Here is a 21,245-nt window from a genome sequence, read left to right as displayed (position 1 = left end):
TCAATTTTTAGGAATGAGAAGGTCTAGATAAAACTGGACAACTTCCTGGTATGTAAAGTCTTGTCCTTTTTTGAGCCACCAGGTCAATGTCTCGATAAAGTTGGACACGACCAAGTGTTGGAGGTAAGAAGTAGGCAGATTAGTGTGGGCTTCTTTTAACTCATCAGCCAACATGGGATAGACATGGTGTTCTAGCTCTTTATGGAGTTGACGGAGGAAGTAGTCATTTTTGGAAAATAGCAGACTGGTAACATGGTCCTGGTTTTTCTGAAAATGTAAAAAGATATGTGCGAGGTAGTCCTCGGTAGTAAAGTGTCCTTCCCTTTCAAAGAGATGATGAAAGAGGTAGCGACAGAGCTCATCTAAAAGGAGTTCCTTGCTTTCATAGTGACAGTAAAAAGTAGAACGCCCAACATCTGCTAGGTCAATGATATCCTGAACAGTAGTGGCATCATAGCCTTTGTCGTTCAAAAGTTGTAAAAAAGCTTGATAGATGGCTTTTTTCGTCTTGCTGACTCGACGGTCTCTTTTTGGCATGTAGACACTTGAGACAAACTGTTCAGAACTGAACATGGCTGACAGTTTGCTTCTATCCTTTCTTTGAATTTTATTAGATAATACAAATGAAAGAAGTATGTATATACCCATTATACCAAAGGAGGGAGAGAAATGAGTTCTAAAACATCTATCTGGTTAGCTTTTTTCTTAAATTTAAGCTATGCGATTGTTGAGTTTATCGCAGGAGGAATCTTTGGTTCGAGTGCAGTTCTTGCTGATTCCGTTCATGACTTGGGAGATGCTATAGCCATTGGCATCTCAGCCCTTTTAGAAACAATTTCAAACCGTGAAGAAGATAGACAGTACACCTTGGGTTACAAACGTTTTAGTCTTTTAGGAGCCATGCTAACGGCTGTGATTCTTATGATAGGGTCTGTCCTAGTGATCTTGGAAAATGTCACAAAGATTGTTCACCCGCAACCCGTCAATGAGGAAGGCATCCTCTGGCTGGGAATCATTGCAGTAGCCATTAATGTGCTAGCAAGTCTGGTAGTTCGTAAGGGGAAAACAAAGAACGAGTCAATTCTTAGCCTGCATTTTTTGGAAGACACTCTTGGTTGGTTGGCCGTCATTCTAATGGCGATTATTCTTCGATTTACGGACTGGTATATCCTCGATCCGCTTTTATCACTAGTTATTTCTATCTTTATTCTGTCGAAAGCCATTCCTCGCTTTTGGAGCGCACTGAAAATTTTCCTAGATGCTGTGCCAGAAGGAGTCGAGACAAGTGATTTGGAGAAGGATTTAGAGGCTCTACCCAATGTCAACAGTGTCAATCAACTTAGCATTTGGTCCATGGATGGTCTAGAGAATAATGCTATTGTTCACATTTGTATCAAGGACTGGGAACAGATGATGGAAACCAAAGAAGTGGTGCGTCAATGTTTAGAAGAAAGAGGCGTGCAGAATATCACTATTGAAGTAGATAGCAGTCAAAGCAATCATGCGCAACATAAGCGGAGGGTGAGAGAATTAGAGCAGAAGCATGGGCATCATCATTAGAAAAGCGACCTCGCTAGAGGTCGTTTTGTTATCCTATTCATTCCTTGTACTTTCTCTCAGAGTCAGTCTGGTTCCCAACATGGTTAGGCTAGGGATTTTGCGACCGTGGAGTACTTCCTTATTAAGAATATCCATGCCTGCTCTGCCTATTTCTTCGGTATAGACGGTGATGCTGGAGAGGGGAGGATAGACTTGCTTGGTCAGACTAGTGTCGTTAAAGGAAATGAGGCTGACGCGGTCTGGTAGGCTGATTCCAGCTTCTTGGAGCGCACGGAGGGCACCGATGGCTAAACTATCGCTAGCTGCGAAAAAGGCTGGTGGGAGTTGGTCTCCTAAGTTCTGAATAGCCTCCTTCATTAAGTCATAGCCAGACTGGGCAGTAAAGCTTCCTTGAAAGACCAGTTCATCATGATAGATTCCTTTTGTTTGACTGTAGTTTCTGAAATTTTCCAGCCGCTTATCCTCAATGATTTCTTCTTGGTCTGTTGTTTCCTCAAGCCCTGTTAGAATCCCGATACGGTCCATCCCTTGACTGAGGAAATAATCGACAACCTGTTTCATGGCAGTGTAAAAGTCCGTGATAATGCAGGTATGTCCTAGTGAAAGAGTATCACTGTCTAGAAAGACAAGAGGCTTTTGGTATTCTTCAAAGGCAGAGATCTGAGCTCGACTAAACTTTCCGATGCAGAGAATCCCGATGACTTCCTCGCTCAGTGTAAAAGGATGGTCATTAAAATAGCGTAAAATATCATAGTCCAGTTCTTGGGCTCTTTTTTCTATTCCTAGGCGAATCTGGTAGTAGTAGAGATCGTCTAGCTCCCCTTGTTCGCTGACCCATTGGATAATGGCAATCTTTTGCTTGGGCTTGTGGGACTCGCCTGTCTTGAGGTGCTTAGTGTAGCCCAACTCTTCAGCAACGGTTAAAATACGGTGTCTGGTTTCTTCTGTAACAGATAGGCTCTGGTCGCGGTTTAGGACACGGGATACAGTCGCGATAGAGACAGAGGCTAGCTGTGCAATGTCTTTTAAGGTAGCCATAAATCCTCCTTCTTTTAGGTTAGTATATCATATTTTTCTGCTTTTTACCGATAGTTTAGTAAAATTTTAGTAAAAAGGATTGACCTTGGGAAATACCTTGGATACAATAGAAGAAAACGATTACACGTTAAGATGACTTAACGGACAGTCAAAGGAGAATTCATATGACACAACATCTTACTGCTGAAGCTCTTCGTAAAGACTTTCTTGCTGTTTTTGGTCAAGAAGCAGACCAAACTTTCTTCTCACCAGGTCGTATCAATCTGATTGGTGAACACACAGACTACAACGGAGGGCACGTTTTTCCAGCTGCTATTTCCTTGGGAACATACGGTGCAGCTCGCAAGCGTGACGACCAAGTCTTGCGTTTCTACTCAGCCAACTTTGAAGATAAGGGTATCATCGAAGTGCCTCTAGCGGATCTCAAGTTTGAAAAAGAGCACAACTGGACCAACTATCCAAAAGGTGTCCTTCATTTCTTGCAAGAAGCTGGGCACGTGATTGACAAAGGTTTTGATTTTTATGTTTATGGGAATATCCCAAATGGTGCTGGTTTGTCTTCTTCAGCATCCTTGGAACTTTTGACAGGGGTCGTGGCAGAGCATCTCTTTGATTTGAAATTAGAGCGTCTCGATTTGGTTAAAATCGGAAAACAAACAGAAAACAACTTTATCGGAGTCAACTCTGGCATTATGGACCAGTTTGCTATCGGTATGGGTGCAGACCAACGTGCTATTTACTTAGATACTAACACTTTAGAGTATGATTTGGTACCACTTGATTTGAAGGACAATGTCGTTGTTATTATGAACACTAACAAACGCCGTGAATTGGCGGACTCTAAATACAATGAACGTCGTGCTGAGTGTGAAAAAGCAGTGGAAGAATTGCAAGTAGCCTTAGATATTCAGACCTTGGGTGAATTGGATGAGTGGGCCTTTGACCAATATAGCTATCTGATTAAAGATGAAAATCGTTTGAAACGTGCTCGCCATGCTGTGCTTGAAAATCAACGTACCCTTAAAGCTCAAGCAGCCCTCCAAGCAGGAGATTTGGAAACATTTGGTCGTTTGATGAATGCGTCACACGTTTCCCTAGAGCATGACTATGAAGTAACTGGTTTGGAATTGGATACTCTTGTTCATACAGCTTGGGCACAAGAAGGAGTTCTCGGTGCTCGTATGACAGGGGCAGGTTTTGGCGGATGTGCCATTGCTTTGGTGCAAAAAGATGCTGTTGAGGCCTTTAAGGAAGCTGTAGGCAAACACTACGAGGAAGTCGTTGGATACGCTCCAAGCTTCTATATCGCTGAAGTTGCAGGTGGCACTCGCGTCCTTGACTAGTCCAAAGGAGGCTCTATAGTGACCTTAGTAGATAAATTTGTAACACATGTTATTACTGAAAGTACCTTTGAGGAAATGGATCGAATCTACCTGACTAATCGTGTTTTGGCACGAGTGGGAGATGGTGTTTTGGAAGTTGAGACCAATCTGGATAAATTGATTGACCTCAAGGACCAGCTGGTTGAGGAAGCCGTTCGATTAGAGACGATTGAGGATAGTCAGACTGCGCGTGAAATCCTTGGTGCTGAACTGATGGATTTGGTGACCCCTTGTCCGAGTCAGGTCAATCGTGACTTCTGGGAAACCTATGTCCACTCTCCTGAGCAAGCGATAGAGGATTTTTACCAACTCAGTCAGAAAAATGACTACATCAAACTCAAGGCCATTGCTAAAAATATTGCTTATCGTGTTCCATCTGATTACGGTGAACTTGAAATTACTATCAATCTCTCTAAGCCTGAAAAGGATCCCAAAGAGATTGCGGCAGCCAAGTTGGTGCAAGCTAGTAATTATCCTCAGTGTCAGCTTTGTCTAGAGAATGAGGGCTATCATGGTCGGGTCAACCACCCAGCTCGTAGCAACCACCGTATTATCCGCTTTGAAATGGCGGGTCAGGAGTGGGGGTTCCAGTATTCGCCCTATGCTTACTTTAACGAGCACTGTATTTTCTTAGATGGCCAGCATCGTCCCATGGCTATCAGTCGTCAGAGTTTTGAGCGTCTGCTAGCTATCGTAGAGCAGTTTCCAGGATACTTTGCTGGATCTAATGCCGACTTGCCGATTGTGGGAGGCTCTATTCTAACTCATGACCACTATCAGGGAGGCCGTCACGTATTTCCTATGGAATTGGCTCCCTTGCAAAAGACTTTCTCTTTTACTGGTTTTGAGCAGATCAAGGCTGGAATTGTCAAGTGGCCCATGTCAGTGCTGCGTTTGACTTCGGATTCCACAGAGGATTTGATTAACTTGGCTGATAAGATTTTGCAGGAATGGCGGCAATATTCAGATCCAAGGGTGCAAGTCTTGGCAGAAAGTAATGGAACACCACACCATACCATTACACCCATTGCCCGCAAACGCGATGGACAGTTTGAGTTGGACTTGGTCTTGCGGGACAATCAGACATCGTCAGAACATCCTGATGGCATCTATCATCCGCATCAAGATGTCCAACATATCAAGAAGGAAAATATCGGCTTGATTGAGGTCATGGGCTTGGCAATCTTACCACCACGTCTGAAAGAAGAAGTGGAGCAAGTCGCTAGCTATCTTGTAGGAGAAGCTGATACGGTTGCCTCTTATCATCAGGAATGGGCAGACCAACTTAGAGGCCAATATCCAGACATAACAGATAAAGAAAAAGCCCTTGAAATCGTCAAGGACTCTGTTGGTGCTATCTTTGCGCGTGTGCTTGAGGATGCAGGAGTTTACAAGCAGACGGAACAAGGGCAGGCAGCCTTTATGCGCTTTGTGGAGCAGGTCGGAATTTTGCCAGACTAGGAGCTTTCTCCTTGCACAGCCCTATAAAAAGTAGTATCATAGTGTCGTTTGAAATATCAGGAGGAAACGATGAAAGATTTTCATTTTGACGCTATATCTGCCTTTGAAAATTACGAAATTGAACAAATGAGAGATGGTCACGTTGTGGTAACGACAAAAGTAGTGGACTCGTCGCTCAACTACTATGGCAATGCCCATGGTGGCTATCTCTTTACTCTCTGTGACCAGATTAGTGGTTTGGTGGTTATCTCGCTGGGGCTTGATGGAGTGACACTCCAATCCTCTATCAACTACCTCAAAGCTGGAAAACTCGACGATGTATTGACCATTAAAGGAGAATGTGTCCATCAAGGTCGCACAACCTGTGTCGTGGATGTTGATATCACTAATCAAGAAGGAAGAAATGTCTGCAAGGCAACATTTACCATGTTTGTCACAGGCCAGCGGTCAGAAGAAAGACAGGTAAGGATATAAAGAAAGGTGAGTGGGATAAATTTATCTCACTCATTTTTAATTTATGAGATATGTTAGAAGGAAATATAAAAGAGAGTGATGAAATACAAATGTAATAGGTACATATTGTGGTATACTAGTTATAGTAGATTTTAATTGATTATATCGAGTGAATTCTCATATTAGTGAGGAATTTTTAAATGGAATTACACTTTAATTTAGAATTAGTAGAAACCTATAAAAGTAATAGCCAAAAGGCACGTATCTTAACGGAGGATTGGGTTTATCGTCAGTCTTATTGCCCTAATTGTGGGAACAATCCCTTAAATCATTTTGAAAATAATCGGCCTGTAGCAGATTTTTATTGTAATCATTGTAGTGAGGAGTTTGAACTAAAGAGCAAAAAAGGAAATTTTTCATCAACAATCAATGATGGTGCTTATGCAACGATGATGGAGCGTGTTCAGGCAGATAATAATCCTAATTTCTTTTTTTTAACTTATACAAAAAATTTTGAGGTAAATAATTTTCTGGTCCTTCCAAAGCAATTTGTTACACCGAAATCAATTATTCAAAGGAAGCCACTTGCGCCAACTGCTAGACGAGCAGGTTGGATTGGTTGTAACATTGATTTATCACAAGTACCTTCTAAAGGAAGAATATTTCTTGTGAAAAATGGACAAGTTAGAGATCCAGAAAAAGTTACAAAAGAATTTAAGCAAAGTTTATTTTTAAGGAAGAACTCTCTTTCAGTAAGAGGTTGGACAATAGAAATTCTAAATTGTATAGATAAGATAGAGGGTTCAGAATTTACCCTTGAAGATATGTATCGTTTTGAAAGTGACCTAAAAAATATCTTTGTTAAGAACAATCATATCAAAGAAAAAATTAGGCAACAGCTTCAAATATTAAGAGACAAAGAAATAATAGAATTTAAAGGTAGAGGAAAGTATCGGAAATTATGAAAACGAAACAATTTGTTGCATCAGAAGAGGTGTATGATTTCTTAAAAGTCATCTGGCCTGATTATGAAACAGAGAGTAATTATGAAAACTTATGTGTAATGGTTTATACTTTATCAGACCCTGATTGTGTGAGGTGGTTATCTGAAAATATGGAGTTTGGTGATGAGAAACAACTTTCTTTATTGAATAAAAAATATAGCTGGGAATATGGAGATGAATTACCAGAGTGGTTGGAAAGCCCAAAACATAGATTATTGCTAATAAGTGAGTTATTGGAGAGAAACTTAAGATGAAAAAGTATACAGTAGAAATTACAGAAACTCTAACCCGTTTAGTAAGCATAGAGGCTGAAAATCCAGATGAAGCCGAACGACTTGTAAGAGAAAAGTATAAGAGTTGTGAAATTGTTCTTGATGCAGATGATTTTCAGGACTATGAGACTAGTATATATGAGTAGATGTTTTTATTTTGTCACACAAAAAAGAGGCTCACACCTCTTTTTTTATTTCTTCTTATGATTTAATACGGCATTTAGGACAATAGCAAGTAGGCTGGCTACGACGATTCCGTTTGAGAAGAACATTTGGAAGGCTGTCGGCATGCTGATGAAGAGATTACTATTGTTGAGTCCGACACCTGCAGCGATTGAAACTGCTGCGATAAGGAAGTTGTGTTCATTGTTAGCAAAGTCAACACGGGCGAGGATTTGCATCCCTTGAATAGATACAAAACCAAACATCACCAGCATGGCACCACCGAGGACAGGGCTTGGAATGATTTGGGCAAGGGCGCCAAACTTAGGAAGGAGTCCAAGGAGAACCAGGAAACCAGCTGCGTAGTAGATTGGCAGGCGAGTCTTGATACCTGACAATTTAACCAAACCAACGTTTTGTGAAAATCCTGTGTAAGGGAAGGTGTTAAAGATTCCTCCGAGAAGTACGGCCAAACCTTCTGCGCGGTAACCGTTGCGAAGGCGCGTGCTGTCGATTGGGTCTTTCGTGATATCAGACAAGGCTAGGTAAACACCAGTCGACTCAACCATAGATACTGTTGCGATGATACACATCATGACAATAGATGAGATTTCAAAGGTTGGCATCCCAAAGTAGAGTGGAGTTGGGACATGGACAAGTGGTGCTGCCGCAACAGGAGAGAAGTCAACCAAGCCCATGCTAGCAGCAATGGCAGTTCCAACAACCAGACCAATCAAAATAGAGATAGACTTGATAAATCCTTTGGTAAAGATGTTAATCAAGAGGATAATCAGAACAGTGATAGCTGCAAGAAAGAGACTTTGACCAGTTGGCTCTGGAACGTTATTTCCCATATTTCCAATAGCGACAGGAATCAAGGTTAAACCAATCGTGGTAATTACAGAACCTGTTACGATAGATGGGAAGAGATTGGCCACTTTTGAGAAGATGCCTGACACAAGAACCACGTAAATCCCTGATGCTATAAGGGCACCAAACATAGCACCACTACCATGGCTTTGCCCAATCATAATTAAGGGAGCGACCGACTGAAAGGCGACTCCAAGAACGACTGGGAGTCCAATACCAAAATATTTGTTGAGTTGGAGTTGGAGGAAGGTTGCCACCCCACACATGAATATATCTGTAGAAATCAGGTAGGTCAACTGCTCAGTTGAATAGCCAAGGGCTGTCGCAATCATGATGGGAACCAGGATGGATCCTGAGTACATGGCTAGTAAGTGCTGCAAGCCAAGAACGGCTGCTTGCGAGTGTTTTTCTTGAGTTTGCATTAGAGATCTGCCTCCTTAAATACGACTTGACCATTTTCAAAACGATCCAAGCGAGCGAGTGATAGAACAGGGTAGCCTGCTTTTTCAAGCAAATCACGGCCATCTTGGAAGGATTTTTCAATCACAATACCGATAGCTTCGACTGTGGCACCAGCTTGTTCGATGATTTGAATTAAGCCTTTAGCAGCTTGGCCGTTAGCAAGGAAATCGTCGATAATCAAGACCTTGTCCTCAGGTGAGAGGAATTTTCCAGCGATAGAAACGGTGCTGGTCACTTGCTTGGTAAAGGAGTAAACTTCTGCAGTTAAGATTCCTTCGTTCATAGTGATGTTTTTAGCTTTTTTAGCGAAAATCATGGGAACGTTTAAGGCTTCAGCTGTAAAAACGGCTGGGGCAATGCCTGACGCTTCAATGGTTACAACCTTGGTAATGCCAGCAGAAGCGAATTTTTCCGCAAAAACCTTACCAATCTCTCGCATCAAGCTAAAGTCAACTTGGTGGGTTAAAAAGGAATCTACCTTGAGGATGTTATCACCCAAGATATGCCCATCCTTGAGGATGCGCTCTTCTAATAATTTCATAAGACCTCCTAAAGTCTAAAAGCCAATAAATTTCCTTGTTTCAGATTTCTATCCAGTAAAACTGATAGAAAAAAGGACCTACTTAATCTCTAAGCAAGTCCCTAAAATAGGCATGGCAAAAAAGACCATCCCCTCAAGCTAACTTACTTATTGTTAGGTGTTCCGGCACCTTGTAGAAACGTCGTGCCAATTCACGACATAAACAAGTAAAACGATATTCAATTTCAAATAGGCTTGCGCCAATGTTTTTATTTTACACTAAATAACTTTAGAAATCAAATATTTTGTCAGTGTTTGGAAATAAAAAACGAACAAATTGAAGAAAAACGGGGAGATTCTCAATTATAGACTAACATTTAGAAGTGTTTTCCATAAAAAAAAGCATATTATCAAGATTCTTTAAGACCTGACAATATGCCTTTTTTCAGTTTCTATTTTTCTACTCGCTAAATCTTAAAAAATAGCCATCTGGATCCAAGACTGCAAATTCATGGGGATAAATAAAACTATCTCCTACTCGAAATTCTCTTTTTGTCAGGGGACGATAAATAGGATAGTTGGCTTCCAGCAGTTTTTGGTGGAGCTGAGGAACATCTGCAATGCCAAAGGAAATATTGACACCGCGCCCGAAAGGATAGGTCAGCTGAGCTAATTCTCCTGAGCTGCCTTCTTCTAGCATAAGTTGGCAGTCTTCAAGCGAGAGGAAGAGAAATTTCTCCTCTGGACGCTCGTATTCGACAGAGAATCCTAGCAGGTCGCAGTAGAAGTGGCGTGATTTTTCGATGTCAGATACTACAAATTCAGGAATGACAGCTTGATAGTCCATTCGTTTTCTCCTTAGAGCTCAATCTCCATGACAATGGGTGTGTGGTCTTGGCGCGCACCGGAGTCAATCATATCAGACTTGGTGACCTTGTCAGCCACGCGGTTACTTGTGAGCCAGTAGTCGATTCTCCAGCCTGTATTGTTGATTTTAGAAGTCTTGCTGCGTTGTGCCCACCAAGTGTAGCGTTCGGGAACATCGCCGTGAATGTGGCGGAAGGTATCAGTAAATCCAGTTGCCAAAAGGTTGGTAAATCCAGCACGTTCCTCGTCGGTAAATCCAGGTGAACGGCGGTTGCTAGCAGGATTTGCAAGGTCGATTTCATTGTAGGCTACATTGTAGTCACCGGTCGCAAGGACTGGTTTTTCTTTGTCTAGTTCAGCCAAGTACTCCGCATATTTGACATCCCAGACTTGACGTTCTTCCAAGCGTTTGAGGCCATCGCCAGCATTTGGTGTGTAAACTTGGGTCACGAAAAATTTATCAAATTCTAGAGTGATGATACGACCTTCCAAGTCCATGGTAGAAGGGGCACCGATTTCTGGGAAAGTGACAGTAGGTGTAAGTTCTTTCTTATAAAGGAACATGGTTCCAGCATAGCCTTTCCGGGCAGGTTCTTGGGAAGAGCGCCATGTGTTTGCGTAGCCTGGGAAGAGTTCTTCTAAAATCTCAAGATGTTTTTTAGTAGGCCCCTTGGCAGAAAGCTTGGTTTCTTGGATAGCGATAATATCAGCATTTTCAGCGACCAAGGTTTGTAGGACTTCTTGGGACAATTTCGCGCGAGCTGAGTCACTAGTTAGGGCAGCGTTTAGGGAATCAATATTCCATGAGATAAGTTTCATAAAGTTACCTTTTTCATTCAGATTATAGATTTTATTATACCAAAAAAAGGTCTATTTCCCCAACGTATGGTTTGAAAATTACTCTTTAGACTTTATCCTTAGAAAATAAAAATTCCCTAAACTATTTAGAAAAAAATCTAAATAGTTCTTGTGTTTAGAATAGAAAGGTGTATAATGTTATTTAGAAAAACATCTAAATAGAAAGTGAAGTTACATATATGTCAAATAAGAGAACAATCCTTCTTTTTGTGGTCTTGGCTTATGCCCTTGCTTGGATAATATGGTTGGCACTATGGCTAAGTGGTGTTGGTCTAAATTCTCCATGGAGTCAACTTGCTAGTATTGTAGCCATGTGGATGCCTGCACTTGCAGTCTTTGTTTTAGGGAAAATCACGAATCAACCTAGTGGAATCAAATCTAAATTAGTCGTGAATCTCAAGAGGAACTGGCGCTTTTACTTACTAGCTATCTGGTTACCAGCAGTCATCAGTTTTTTAGGAGCGGGACTTTATTTTCTTGTATTTCCTAGCAATTTCAGCCTTGGTTTTGAATCTATTCAAGCCATCTTACAAGAAAAAGGTGTCTCTCAATCAGCCATTCCCTTATCTTCCTTGGTTTTGATTCAAATCCTAGCTAGTTTGACCTACGCTCCTTTTTTTAATAGTTTCTTTGCATTGGGGGAGGAAATTGGTTGGCGTGGCTATCTTTACCCAGTGCTAAGAGAACGCTTTTCACTAGTCCAGACTCATGTCTTACTTGCTCTCATTTGGAGTCTATGGCATTTACCAATCAATTTACAAGGATATAATTATGGTCTTACTTATTTTGCTTATCCCGTTTTGGGAGTTGTTGCTATGTTTCTATTTTGTTTTAGCGTAGGAATATTGTTGAGCTGGTTGTTGGAAAAGACAGGTTCTATCTGGGCTTCTGCCCTATTTCATGGGGCAATCAATGCAACTGCAGGTATTGGGTTACTCTTCCAATTACCAGGAGAAAAAGTTTCAAGCCTCTTGATTTTAGGCCCATCACCGACCGGAATGCTATCAGTTCTACCTTGCTTATTCCTAGCCCTACTAATATTACAAAGGGAAAGGAGTCATTATGAGTTTTGCAAATAGTTTTAAAGCCTTATCTCATCCAGTTAGGAGAGAGATTTTAAATTTACTCAAAGCAGGTAGATTATCTGCAGGAGAAATTGCCAGTCAATTTGAGTTGACTAGTGCAACTATTTCACACCATCTCACGATTTTGAAAGCAGCGGATTTGATTCATGAAATGAAAGAAAAAAACTTTATTTATTATGAGTTAAATACATCGGTTTTAGAGGACATAATGGTTTGGTTAGCAGATCTGAAAGGAGATCATTTTGATGAAGATAAAAATCAATAAGAAATTGGTATTATTTACGAGCATTCTCATCCTACTACCTTCCCTTGTAGGTTGTGTTTTCTGGAATCAATTACCAGAGGAGATACCCACTCATTTTAATCTACTGGGTCAAGCGGATGGCTACAATCATAAAATGTCTGCTATCTTTGGATTACCGACTCTCATGCTTTTGATGCATTGGTTGCTTCTATTTATAATGATTAAAGATCCTAAATCTAGCAATATCAGTTCAAAAATACAAGTTTTGATTTACTGGATTATTCCTTTTGTATCTTGTCTATTAATGATTTCTATCTTCGGAGAATCTTTGGGTTATTCCATGATGAGTGGGCTACTAGCTCAGATTTTTATGGGAGTCATGATGATCATAATTGGAAATTATCTACCAAAAACACACCGAAATTATATAATCGGTATTCGACTACCGTGGACCTTGGAGAATGATGAAAACTGGAGAAAAACGCATCGTCTAGCTGGAAAAATTTGGGTATTAGGAGGATTGTTATTGTTTCTAAATTCCTTTGTGCAACTATATGTTTACTGGGTATTCTTCTTGACACTTTTCTTTGTAGTGATAATTCCTAGTGTCTATTCTTATCAATTATCAAAATTAGAATCTTGAAACAGGTATTTGAGTCATTAGTTAGAGAAGTTGGTCTGATAAGTCTATTTCCCCAACGTATGGCTTGAAAAATCACTCTCTTTCGTTTATAATTAAGAATGATTTTATGAAAGGGAGTGAAAATAAATGAAATTTTACTCATATGACTATGTGCTTAGCCAAATCAGTCAACAAAATGGAATCATGATTGGCTTTGGAATTGTTCTCCTAGCTATCACAGGATTTTTTGCCTTTAAGGCCTATCGAGATAAAAAGGGGACTAAGTTTCGGGAATTGGTCATGATTTTGGCCTTGACCTTAGTGGCCATGCTTTTAGTGACAATTTCAAAATACCAGACCAATCAAGCCTCTAACAATCAATTTCAAACCTCCCTTCATTTCATAGAGGTTGTTTCCAAAGACTTGGGAGTGGATAAATCAGAAGTCTATGTCAATACTTCTGCAGCCACTGATGGAGCGCTTGTCAAGGTAGGTTCAAATGTCTATCGTGCCATGAACGGGAGCCAACCAGACAAGTATCTTTTAGAGAAATTAGAATTGCATCAAACAGATGCTATTGAATTGGTGGAGGTAAACAAATGACACTCAATTATATGGAAATTTTAATCAAACTGGCCTTGGGGCTCTTCTCGCTTGTTTTTGTTATCAATGTGACAGGAAAGGGGAACCTAGCACCTAACTCTGCGACAGACCAAATTCAGAACTATGTTCTCGGTGGTATCATCGGTGGGGTGATTTACAATAGTTCTATCAGTATTCTCCAGTATGCAGTGATTTTGATGATGTGGACGATTTTGGTCTTGACCCTAAAGTGGCTCAATAACAATGTTCGTTTTGTCAAACGCTTGATTGATGGAAAACCAACTCTCCTTATCAAAAATGGGCAGATTGACCCAGAAGCCTGTCGTTCAGTTGGTTTGTCTGCAGCAGAAGTTGCTCTCAAACTTCGTAGCCAAGGGATTTTCCAGATGAAACAGGTCAAATGCGCTGTGCAGGAGCAAAATGGCCAACTCATCGTGGTCCAAATGGGGGATGAAAATCCTAAGTATCCAGTTGTGACTGACGGTGTGATCCAAGTCGATGTTTTGGAATCGATTGGCCGTAGCGAAGAGTGGCTGCTTGATAATCTAAGCAAACAAGGACATGACAATGTGGCCAATATCTTTATCGCTGAGTATGACAAGGGTGCCGTCACAGTTGTAACCTATGAATAAGAAAAACCTGGGGTCTTGGCCTCAGGTTTCTATTTGCAATCAGAAAGGGATGTTATGTCCATTATTCAAAAACTTTGGTGGTTTTTCAAGTTAGAAAAACGCCGTTATTTAGTCGGGATTGTGGCTCTGGTCTTGGTTTCCGTCCTCAATCTCATTCCCCCTATGGTTATGGGGCGGGTCATTGATGCCATCACATCGGAGCAATTAACCCAGCAGGACCTTCTTCTTGACCTATTTTACTTGCTCCTTGCAGCCTTTGGGATGTATTATCTGCGCTATGTTTGGCGTATGTATATCCTCGGAACCTCCTACCGTTTGGGGCAGATTATGCGGTCTCGCTTATTTGAGCATTTCACAAAAATGTCTCCAGCCTTTTATCAGACCTATCGAACGGGAGACCTGATGGCACACGCTACAAATGATATCAATGCCTTAACCCGTCTGGCAGGCGGCGGTGTTATGTCTGCGGTGGATGCCTCCATCACAGCTTTAGTGACCTTGCTAACCATGCTTTTTAGCATCTCATGGCAAATGACCTTAGTTGCCATTTTGCCCCTGCCTTTCATGGCTTATGCGACCAGTCGTCTAGGGAGAAAGACCCACAAGGCCTTTGGTGAATCACAGGCTGCCTTTTCTGAACTCAATAATAAGGTGCAGGAGTCTGTATCAGGTATTAAAGTGACCAAGTCTTTCGGGTATCAGGCGGACGAGTTGATGTCCTTTCAGACAGTCAATGAATTGACCTTCCAAAAGAATCTCCAAACCATGAAATACGATAGTCTCTTTGACCCCATGGTTCTCTTGTTTGTTGGTTCGTCCTATGTTTTAACTCTCTTGGTCGGCTCTTTGATGGTTCAGAAAGGGCAAATCACGGTTGGGAATCTGGTCACCTTTATCAGCTACTTGGATATGCTAGTTTGGCCTCTTATGGCCATTGGTTTCCTCTTTAATATCACTCAGCGAGGCAAGGTTTCTTACCAACGGATTGAGGAACTTTTATCTCAGGAATCACCTGTAAAAGACCCTGAGTTTCCTCTGGACGGTATTGAAAATGGACGTTTGGAGTACGCTATTGACAGCTTTGCCTTTGAAAATGAGGAGACACTGACGGATATTCACTTTAGTTTAGAAAAAGGACAAACCCTAGGCTTGGTCGGACAGACAGGCTCTGGGAAAACGTCCTTGATTAAGCTCCTCTTGCGTGAATACGATGTGGATAAGGGAGCTATTTATCTAAACGATCACGATATTCGTGATTATCGTCTGACAGACCTTCGTGGTCTCATGGGCTATGTCCCTCAAGATCAGTTTCTCTTTGCGACCTCTATCTTAGACAATATCCGCTTCGGCAATCCTAATTTGCCCCTTTCAGCGGTCGAGGAAGCGACTAAACTAGCTCAAGTTTATAAAGATATTGTGGACATGCCTCAGGGATTTGATACGCTGATCGGTGAAAAGGGAGTCAGTCTCTCAGGTGGTCAAAAGCAACGTCTGGCTATGAGTCGGGCTATGATTTTAGACCCTGATATCTTGATTCTAGATGATTCCTTGTCAGCCGTGGATGCCAAGACAGAGTATGCGATTATCGACAATCTCAAGGAGACGCGCAAGGACAAGACAACTATTATTACAGCACATCGACTCAGTGCAGTTGTCCATGCAGATTTGATTTTAGTCCTGCAAAATGGTCAAATTATCGAACGAGGCAGGCACGAAGACTTGCTAGCTTTGGATGGCTGGTATGCCCAAACCTACCAGTCTCAGCAGATGGAAATGAAAGGAGAAGAAGATGCAGAATAAGAAAGAACAATGGACTGTATTGAAGCGCTTGATGTCCTATCTCAAGCCTTACGGCCTCCTGACCTTTTTGGCACTCAGTTTTCTCCTAGCGACGACGGTCATTAAAAGTGTCATTCCCCTTGTGGCTTCCCACTTTATCGACCAGTATCTGAGTAATCTTAACCAACTAGCCATTACCGTTTTGCTGTCCTACTATGGCCTTTATATCCTACAAACTGTAGTTCAGTATGTCGGTAATCTTCTCTTTGCGCGGGTATCCTACAGTATCGTTAGGGATATTCGTCGCGATGCCTTTGATAATATGGAGAAGCTGGGCATGTCTTACTTTGACAAGACGCCAGCAGGCTCTATTGTCTCTCGTTTGACCAATGATACTGAGACCATCAGTGATATGTTTTCGGGGATTTTATCCAGCTTTATTTCAGCAGTTTTCATCTTTCTGACAACTCTGTATACCATGTTGGTATTGGATTTTCGTTTGACAGCTTTAGTCTTGCTCTTTCTCCCCTTGATTTTCCTTTTGGTCAATCTCTATCGAAAAAAATCAGTGAAAATCATTGAGAAAACCAGAAGTCTCTTGTCAGATATCAATAGCAAGCTGGCCGAAAACATCGAGGGAATCAGAATAATCCAGGCCTTTAATCAAGAGAAGCGCCTACAGTCAGAGTTTGATGAAATCAACCAAGAACACTTGGTCTATGCCAACCGTTCTGTAGCCTTGGATGCCCTCTTTTTGCGCCCTGCCATGAGTTTGCTGAAACTTTTAGGTTATGCTGTCTTGATGGCCTATTTTGGCTATCGTGGACTTTATCTGGGAATAACTGCCGGAACCATGTATGCCTTTATCCAGTACATCAATCGTCTCTTTGATCCCCTGATTGAGGTGACTCAAAACTTTTCAACCCTTCAAACTTCCATGGTGTCTGCAGGTCGTGTATTTGCCTTGATTGACGAGAGGACCTATGAACCTCTTCAAGAAAATGGCCAGGCTAAAGTCAAAGAAGGCAATATCCGGTTTGAACATGTGTGTTTCTCATATGACGGTAAACATCAGATTCTGGATGATATTTCCTTTTCGGTTAACAAGGGTGAAACCATTGCTTTTGTAGGCCATACAGGTTCAGGGAAATCGTCTATTATCAATGTCCTCATGCGCTTTTATGAATTCCAGTCAGGGCGAGTTCTCTTGGATGGTGTGGACATTAGGGACTACAGTCAGGAAGAGCTGAGAAAGAACATCGGTCTGGTCTTGCAGGATCCCTTCCTCTATCATGGGACCATTAAGTCCAATATCGCCATGTACCAAGAGATCAGTGATGACCAGGTCCAGGCTGCAGCAGCCTTCGTGAATGCAGATTCCTTTATCCAAGAACTTCCTCAGGGTTATGATTCCCCTGTTTCTGAGCGTGGCTCCAGTTTTTCAACAGGTCAGCGTCAGCTTCTTGCCTTTGCCAGAACAGTCGCCAGTCAGCCTAAAATCCTGATTTTGGATGAAGCGACAGCCAATATTGACTCTGAAACAGAAAGTTTGGTTCAAGCTTCTCTGGCTAAGATGAGACAGGGACGGACAACCATTGCCATTGCTCATCGCCTTTCTACCATCCAAGACGCCAACTGTATCTATGTTTTGGACAAGGGGCGCATCATCGAGAGTGGAACCCATGAGGAACTCTTGGTTCTGGGAGGAACCTATCACAAGATGTATAGTTTGCAAGCGGGTGCCATGTCCTAATACTCTTTGATTCTCATTCAGTAACAGAAGGAAATCCTTCAAATTACAGATTTCTTTCACCGCCTTTTCCATTTTGTGGTATAATGAAAAATGTTGACAAATAGTATAATAAAAACAAAGGAGAAACAGCATGCTGAAATGGGAAGACTTGCCCGTGGAAATGAAATCAAGCGAGGTTGAGTCTTACTACCAGCTTGTCTCTAAAAGGAAGGGGTCGCTGATTTTCAAACGTTGCTTGGACTGGGTTCTAGCCTTGGTCTTACTAGTTCTAACCTCTCCTATCTTTCTTATCTTGAGCATTTGGATCAAGTTGGATAGCAAGGGGCCAGTGATTTACAAGCAAGAGCGCGTGACCCAGTACAATCGACCTTTCAAGATTTGGAAGTTCCGTACCATGGTGACGGATGCGGATAAAAAAGGAAGTCTGGTGACTTCTGCTAACGATAGCCGCATTACCAAGGTTGGTAATTTCATCCGCCGTGTGCGTTTGGACGAACTGCCTCAGTTGGTCAATGTCCTTAAAGGCGAGATGTCTTTTGTCGGTACACGACCTGAAGTGCCACGCTACACAGAGCAGTATAGCCCTGAAATGATGGCGACCTTGCTTTTGCCAGCAGGAATTACCTCTCCAGCCAGCATCAACTACAAGGATGAGGACACTATCATCAGTCAAATGACGGAGAAAGGTATGTCGGTTGACCAAGCCTATGTAGAGCATGTCCTTCCTGAAAAGATGCGCTATAACCTTTCTTATCTCCGAGAATTTAGTTTCCTTGGAGATATCAAAATCATGTTTCAAACCGTGTTTGAAGTGCTAAAATAAAGTAGTCATAAGAAAATGAGTACAGATAAAAGGAGCAAATCAATGCCAAATTACAATATTCCATTTTCACCACCCGATATTACGGAAGCAGAAATTGCTGAAGTAGCGGATACCCTGCGTTCTGGTTGGATCACAACAGGTCCTAAGACAAAAGAACTAGAGCGTCGCTTGTCTCAATATACACAGACGCCTAAGACTGTCTGCCTCAACTCTGCGACTGCCGCTCTGGAGTTGATTTTGCGTGTTTTGGAAGTGGGTCCTGGAGATGAAGTCATCGTTCCAGCCATGACCTATACAGCTTCATGTAGTGTTATCACTCACGTAGGGGCGACCCCTGTCATGGTGGATATCCAAGCAGATACTTTTGAGATGGATTATGACCTGCTTGAGCAAGCTATTACTGAAAAGACTAAGGTGATTATTCCGGTTGAGCTTGCGGGGATTGTTTGCGACTATGACCGTTTGTTCCAAGTTGTGGAGAAGAAACGTGATCTATTTACCGCTTCAAGCAAGTGGCAAAAGGCCTTTAACCGTATCGTGATCGTGTCTGATAGTGCCCATGCTTTGGGATCTACTTATAAAGGGCAACCAGCTGGTTCTATCGCTGACTTTACTTCCTTCTCATTCCACGCCGTTAAGAACTTTACAACTGCAGAGGGTGGAAGTGCCACTTGGAAATCTAATCCAGCGATTGACGACGAAGAGATGTACAAGGAATTCCAGATTCTGTCGCTTCATGGTCAAACTAAGGATGCCCTTGCTAAGATGCAACTGGGCTCATGGGAATACGATATCGTCACACCAGCCTACAAGTGCAATATGACTGATATCATGGCTTCTCTTGGTTTGGTACAGTTGGACCGCTATCCAAGTTTGTTACAACGTCGTAAGGATATCGTGGACCGCTATGATCGTGGTTTTGCAGGTTCTCTCATCCATCCTTTGGCACACAAGACTGAAACTGTCGAATCTTCACGCCACCTTTACATCACCCATGTAGAAGGAGCAAGCTTAGAAGAACGCAATCTTATCATCCAAGAATTGGCCAAAGCAGGAATTGCAAGTAATGTCCACTACAAACCGCTTCCGCTCTTGACAGCCTATAAGAATCTTGGCTTTGATATGGCGAATTATCCTAAGGCTTATGCCTTCTTTGAAAATGAAATTACGCTCCCTCTTCACACTAAATTAAGCGATGAAGAAGTGGACTATATCATTGAGACTTTCAAAACAGTTTCTGAAAAAGTACTAACTTCATCAAAAAAATTGTAAAAAAGTCTTGACAAAGGAAAAACAAAGTATTAAAATAAGTTCAATAAATCAGAAAAGTAACTATTTTTGATCTTCAGGGAGCCTGTGGTGATTGTGAACAGGTGGTTGGAAGTAGTGAAAGTGGGCTGATTTTAAAAATGAATTTGAAACAATGAAAATTCGGTGCGCACACCTTACAGTGCAACTTGTTGTTAGACAAGGCAGAGATGTAAAGGGATAGTCCCTTTATAATTGAGGTGGCACCGCGTTACAAACGCCCTCACATGGAAGTATATTCTGTGTGTGGGCTTTTTTCATATCTTGAAATCAATACTGAAAGAGGAAAATTTTATGACAACTAAAGGTTATTTTGGACAATTTGGTGGTAGTTTCGTACCGGAGCCGATTCAGGCTTTGTTGGATGAGTTGGAAGTGACATTTGAAAAGTACAAAGATGATCCAGAGTTTTTGGCAGAATTTCGTCATTATTTGAAGGACTATTCAGGTCGCGAAACACCGCTCTATTTTGCAGAAAGTTTGACAGAGCACCTAGGTGGAGCTAAGATTTATCTCAAACGTGAAGACCTTAACCACCTTGGTTCTCACAAGCTCAACAACGTTTTAGGACAAATTCTTTTGGCTAAACGCATGGGCAAAAAACGAGTGATTGCGGAAACAGGAGCTGGTCAGCACGGTGTTGCGACAGCAGCGGCTGCAGCCAAGTTTGGTATGGCCTGTGATGTCTACATGGGGGCAGAGGATGTGGAGCGTCAACGTCTCAATGTTTTCCGTATGGAGATGATGGGAGCAACTGTTCACGCAGTTGAAACAGGGACTCGTACCCTCAAAGATGCTGTTGATGCAGCCTTTGGAGCATGGATGAATGACCTTGAAGCCTTCTACGTTCTGGGATCTGCTGTAGGTCCTCACCCTTATCCTACAATTGTCCACGAGTTCCAAAAGGTCATCAGTGAAGAATCTCGCCGTCAAATTTTAGAAAAAGAAGGACGCTTACCAGACTACGTTATTGCTTGTGTAGGTGGTGGTTCCAATGCCATAGGTGCTTTTTCTCAGTATGTGGCTGATGAAGAAGTTAAATTGGTTGGGGTTGAAGCTGCTGGTCACGGACTTGACACAGACAAACACGCAGCTACTATGACAAAGGGTAGTATCGGAATTGTCGACGGCATGAAGACTTATGCAGTCTTTAAGGAGGATGGAGAGCTAGCTCCAGTTTACTCTATCTCAGCGGGATTGGACTATCCAGGGGTTGGTCCAGAACACGCCTACTTCAAAGATTCAGGTCGCGTGGAATATGTAGCAGCTACAGATGAAGAAGCTGTTCAAGCCTTGCTCCTCCTCAGCAAGACAGAAGGGATTATCCCAGCCATTGAAAGTTCGCACGCTATTGCAGAAGCGGTCAAACGTGCACCGAAACTAAGTAAGGATGAGATTATCATTATCAATGTCTCTGGTCGTGGAGACAAGGACGTAGCTGCAATTGCAGACTACCTAGAAGCTAAAAAATAAAAGATGGAAAAATT

The 21,245-nt window shown here is 42.0% G+C and carries 21 protein-coding genes, 1 pseudogene, 1 riboswitch and 2 other annotated features (1 of these 25 cut by a window edge); of the genes and pseudogenes, 16 read left to right on the top strand and 6 right to left on the bottom strand.

Translation table 11 applies throughout. From position 1 onward, the window contains the following. Positions 1-537, bottom strand: a complete 537-nt coding sequence (locus tag CBI42_RS04675) for a TetR/AcrR family transcriptional regulator (protein WP_004235331.1) — start codon at positions 535-537, stop codon at positions 1-3. Positions 538-669: 132 nt separating this feature from the next. Between CBI42_RS04675 and CBI42_RS04670 the strand changes: the two genes are divergently transcribed. After that, positions 670-1,560, top strand: coding sequence for a cation diffusion facilitator family transporter (locus tag CBI42_RS04670; protein WP_000095928.1), 891 nt, complete (start codon positions 670-672; stop codon positions 1,558-1,560). Positions 1,561-1,593: 33 nt separating this feature from the next. Here CBI42_RS04670 and galR read toward each other — a convergent pair whose 3' ends face one another. After that, positions 1,594-2,598: a DNA-binding transcriptional regulator GalR gene (galR, locus tag CBI42_RS04665; RefSeq protein ID WP_094753365.1), complete on the bottom strand. Its 1,005-nt coding sequence runs from the start codon at positions 2,596-2,598 to the stop codon at positions 1,594-1,596. Between the two features lie 164 nt (positions 2,599-2,762). Here galR and CBI42_RS04660 point away from each other — a divergent pair, with 164 nt between their 5' ends. The 5 genes and pseudogenes from CBI42_RS04660 (at position 2,763) to CBI42_RS13240 (ending at position 7,316) form a co-directional block, all read left to right on the top strand. After that, entirely contained in the window at positions 2,763-3,941 is a 1,179-nt protein-coding gene (locus tag CBI42_RS04660) for a galactokinase (protein WP_094753364.1), read from the top strand. Positions 3,942-3,959: 18 nt separating this feature from the next. Then, the gene (locus CBI42_RS04655) at positions 3,960-5,441 is read left to right on the top strand and encodes a UDP-glucose--hexose-1-phosphate uridylyltransferase (protein ID WP_094753363.1); all 1,482 of its coding nucleotides are present in this window, start codon (positions 3,960-3,962) and stop codon (positions 5,439-5,441) included. Between the two features lie 69 nt (positions 5,442-5,510). Further along, positions 5,511-5,915, top strand: a complete 405-nt coding sequence (locus tag CBI42_RS04650) for a PaaI family thioesterase (protein ID WP_000651224.1) — start codon at positions 5,511-5,513, stop codon at positions 5,913-5,915. 179 nt (positions 5,916-6,094) lie between these two features. Continuing rightward, positions 6,095-6,859 carry a DpnI domain-containing protein gene (locus tag CBI42_RS04645; protein ID WP_061453317.1) on the top strand — a complete coding sequence of 255 codons (765 nt, stop codon included), beginning with the start codon at positions 6,095-6,097 and terminating at the stop codon, positions 6,857-6,859. Beyond that, positions 6,856-7,316, top strand: a pseudogene (locus tag CBI42_RS13240) (DpnD/PcfM family protein). Before CBI42_RS04645 ends, CBI42_RS13240 begins: the two are co-directional and overlap by 4 nt. Positions 7,317-7,361: 45 nt before the next feature. Here CBI42_RS13240 and CBI42_RS04630 read toward each other — a convergent pair. The 4 genes from CBI42_RS04630 to CBI42_RS04615 form a co-directional block, all read right to left on the bottom strand. Continuing rightward, positions 7,362-8,624 carry a nucleobase:cation symporter-2 family protein gene (locus tag CBI42_RS04630; RefSeq protein ID WP_094753362.1) on the bottom strand — a complete coding sequence of 421 codons (1,263 nt, stop codon included), beginning with the start codon at positions 8,622-8,624 and terminating at the stop codon, positions 7,362-7,364. Next, positions 8,624-9,205: a xanthine phosphoribosyltransferase gene (locus tag CBI42_RS04625; RefSeq protein WP_000770415.1), complete on the bottom strand. Its 582-nt coding sequence runs from the start codon at positions 9,203-9,205 to the stop codon at positions 8,624-8,626. The genes CBI42_RS04630 and CBI42_RS04625 overlap by 1 nt, the downstream gene beginning before the upstream one ends. A 130-nt stretch (positions 9,206-9,335) precedes the next feature. After that, positions 9,336-9,431, bottom strand: a riboswitch (purine riboswitch). A 213-nt stretch (positions 9,432-9,644) separates the two neighbouring features. Beyond that, complete coding sequence (locus tag CBI42_RS04620; protein WP_094753361.1) at positions 9,645-10,031, bottom strand: bleomycin resistance protein; 387 nt, start codon at positions 10,029-10,031, stop codon at positions 9,645-9,647. A gap of 11 nt (positions 10,032-10,042) precedes the next feature. Next, complete coding sequence (locus CBI42_RS04615; RefSeq protein WP_094753360.1) at positions 10,043-10,870, bottom strand: exodeoxyribonuclease III; 828 nt, start codon at positions 10,868-10,870, stop codon at positions 10,043-10,045. Between the two features lie 218 nt (positions 10,871-11,088). Between CBI42_RS04615 and CBI42_RS04610 the strand changes: the two genes are divergently transcribed. The 10 genes from CBI42_RS04610 (at position 11,089) to trpB (ending at position 21,231) form a co-directional block, all read left to right on the top strand. After that, positions 11,089-11,988, top strand: a complete 900-nt coding sequence (locus CBI42_RS04610; RefSeq protein WP_094753359.1) for a CPBP family intramembrane glutamic endopeptidase — start codon at positions 11,089-11,091, stop codon at positions 11,986-11,988. Further along, positions 11,972-12,259: an autorepressor SdpR family transcription factor gene (locus tag CBI42_RS04605; RefSeq protein WP_000006510.1), complete on the top strand. Its 288-nt coding sequence runs from the start codon at positions 11,972-11,974 to the stop codon at positions 12,257-12,259. Before CBI42_RS04610 ends, CBI42_RS04605 begins: the two co-directional genes overlap by 17 nt. Then, positions 12,240-12,881 carry an SdpI family protein gene (locus CBI42_RS04600; RefSeq protein WP_094753358.1) on the top strand — a complete coding sequence of 214 codons (642 nt, stop codon included), beginning with the start codon at positions 12,240-12,242 and terminating at the stop codon, positions 12,879-12,881. Before CBI42_RS04605 ends, CBI42_RS04600 begins: the two co-directional genes overlap by 20 nt. Positions 12,882-13,007: 126 nt before the next feature. Continuing rightward, on the top strand, positions 13,008-13,463 hold the full coding sequence (locus CBI42_RS04595) for a DUF3290 family protein (protein WP_020900359.1): 456 nt from the start codon (positions 13,008-13,010) through the stop codon (positions 13,461-13,463). Then, positions 13,460-14,095 carry a DUF421 domain-containing protein gene (locus CBI42_RS04590; RefSeq protein ID WP_000174451.1) on the top strand — a complete coding sequence of 212 codons (636 nt, stop codon included), beginning with the start codon at positions 13,460-13,462 and terminating at the stop codon, positions 14,093-14,095. Before CBI42_RS04595 ends, CBI42_RS04590 begins: the two co-directional genes overlap by 4 nt. 54 nt (positions 14,096-14,149) lie before the next feature. Then, positions 14,150-15,895 carry an ABC transporter ATP-binding protein gene (locus tag CBI42_RS04585; RefSeq protein WP_094753357.1) on the top strand — a complete coding sequence of 582 codons (1,746 nt, stop codon included), beginning with the start codon at positions 14,150-14,152 and terminating at the stop codon, positions 15,893-15,895. Then, entirely contained in the window at positions 15,885-17,627 is a 1,743-nt protein-coding gene (locus tag CBI42_RS04580) for an ABC transporter ATP-binding protein (protein WP_084888825.1), read from the top strand. Before CBI42_RS04585 ends, CBI42_RS04580 begins: the two co-directional genes overlap by 11 nt. A 130-nt stretch (positions 17,628-17,757) precedes the next feature. Next, positions 17,758-18,450 (top strand): sugar transferase, encoded by a 693-nt coding sequence (locus tag CBI42_RS04575; RefSeq protein WP_094753356.1) that lies wholly within the window; start codon positions 17,758-17,760, stop codon positions 18,448-18,450. Between the two features lie 42 nt (positions 18,451-18,492). Continuing rightward, the gene (locus CBI42_RS04570; RefSeq protein ID WP_179211361.1) at positions 18,493-19,722 is read left to right on the top strand and encodes a DegT/DnrJ/EryC1/StrS family aminotransferase; all 1,230 of its coding nucleotides are present in this window, start codon (positions 18,493-18,495) and stop codon (positions 19,720-19,722) included. Positions 19,723-19,756: 34 nt separating this feature from the next. Further along, positions 19,757-19,986: a binding site (T-box leader), on the top strand. A gap of 66 nt (positions 19,987-20,052) precedes the next feature. Next, a complete protein-coding gene (gene trpB / locus CBI42_RS04565) occupies positions 20,053-21,231 on the top strand; it encodes a tryptophan synthase subunit beta (RefSeq protein ID WP_049534966.1) in 1,179 nt (392 codons plus the stop codon). After that, positions 21,228-21,245: a binding site (T-box leader), on the top strand; it runs 208 nt beyond the window's last position. It overlaps the preceding gene by 4 nt.

Source organism: Streptococcus sp. KR (genome assembly GCF_002238115.1).
Classification (GTDB): domain Bacteria; phylum Bacillota; class Bacilli; order Lactobacillales; family Streptococcaceae; genus Streptococcus.
The sequence above is the reverse complement of the archived record's forward strand: the minus strand, read 5'-3'. Positions and strand labels throughout refer to the sequence as shown.

What these genes read in the sequence shown, in the direction of transcription:
- CBI42_RS04595 (WP_020900359.1), top strand. Translation starts at nt 13,008, where the DNA reads ATGAAATTTTACTCATATGACTATGTGCTTAGCCAAATCAGTCAACAA.
- CBI42_RS04600 (WP_094753358.1), top strand. Translation starts at nt 12,240, where the DNA reads ATGAAGATAAAAATCAATAAGAAATTGGTATTATTTACGAGCATTCTC.
- CBI42_RS04605 (WP_000006510.1), top strand. Translation starts at nt 11,972, where the DNA reads ATGAGTTTTGCAAATAGTTTTAAAGCCTTATCTCATCCAGTTAGGAGA.
- CBI42_RS04570 (WP_179211361.1), top strand. Translation starts at nt 18,493, where the DNA reads ATGCCAAATTACAATATTCCATTTTCACCACCCGATATTACGGAAGCA.
- CBI42_RS04630 (WP_094753362.1), bottom strand. Translation starts at nt 8,624, where the DNA reads ATGCAAACTCAAGAAAAACACTCGCAAGCAGCCGTTCTTGGCTTGCAG.
- CBI42_RS04645 (WP_061453317.1), top strand. Translation starts at nt 6,095, where the DNA reads ATGGAATTACACTTTAATTTAGAATTAGTAGAAACCTATAAAAGTAAT.
- galR (WP_094753365.1), bottom strand. Translation starts at nt 2,598, where the DNA reads ATGGCTACCTTAAAAGACATTGCACAGCTAGCCTCTGTCTCTATCGCG.
- CBI42_RS04580 (WP_084888825.1), top strand. Translation starts at nt 15,885, where the DNA reads ATGCAGAATAAGAAAGAACAATGGACTGTATTGAAGCGCTTGATGTCC.
- CBI42_RS04675 (WP_004235331.1), bottom strand. Translation starts at nt 537, where the DNA reads ATGCCAAAAAGAGACCGTCGAGTCAGCAAGACGAAAAAAGCCATCTAT.
- CBI42_RS04610 (WP_094753359.1), top strand. Translation starts at nt 11,089, where the DNA reads ATGTCAAATAAGAGAACAATCCTTCTTTTTGTGGTCTTGGCTTATGCC.
- CBI42_RS04670 (WP_000095928.1), top strand. Translation starts at nt 670, where the DNA reads ATGAGTTCTAAAACATCTATCTGGTTAGCTTTTTTCTTAAATTTAAGC.
- trpB (WP_049534966.1), top strand. Translation starts at nt 20,053, where the DNA reads ATGACAACTAAAGGTTATTTTGGACAATTTGGTGGTAGTTTCGTACCG.
- CBI42_RS04590 (WP_000174451.1), top strand. Translation starts at nt 13,460, where the DNA reads ATGACACTCAATTATATGGAAATTTTAATCAAACTGGCCTTGGGGCTC.
- CBI42_RS04660 (WP_094753364.1), top strand. Translation starts at nt 2,763, where the DNA reads ATGACACAACATCTTACTGCTGAAGCTCTTCGTAAAGACTTTCTTGCT.
- CBI42_RS04650 (WP_000651224.1), top strand. Translation starts at nt 5,511, where the DNA reads ATGAAAGATTTTCATTTTGACGCTATATCTGCCTTTGAAAATTACGAA.
- CBI42_RS04620 (WP_094753361.1), bottom strand. Translation starts at nt 10,031, where the DNA reads ATGGACTATCAAGCTGTCATTCCTGAATTTGTAGTATCTGACATCGAA.
- CBI42_RS04585 (WP_094753357.1), top strand. Translation starts at nt 14,150, where the DNA reads ATGTCCATTATTCAAAAACTTTGGTGGTTTTTCAAGTTAGAAAAACGC.
- CBI42_RS04615 (WP_094753360.1), bottom strand. Translation starts at nt 10,870, where the DNA reads ATGAAACTTATCTCATGGAATATTGATTCCCTAAACGCTGCCCTAACT.
- CBI42_RS04575 (WP_094753356.1), top strand. Translation starts at nt 17,758, where the DNA reads ATGCTGAAATGGGAAGACTTGCCCGTGGAAATGAAATCAAGCGAGGTT.
- CBI42_RS04625 (WP_000770415.1), bottom strand. Translation starts at nt 9,205, where the DNA reads ATGAAATTATTAGAAGAGCGCATCCTCAAGGATGGGCATATCTTGGGT.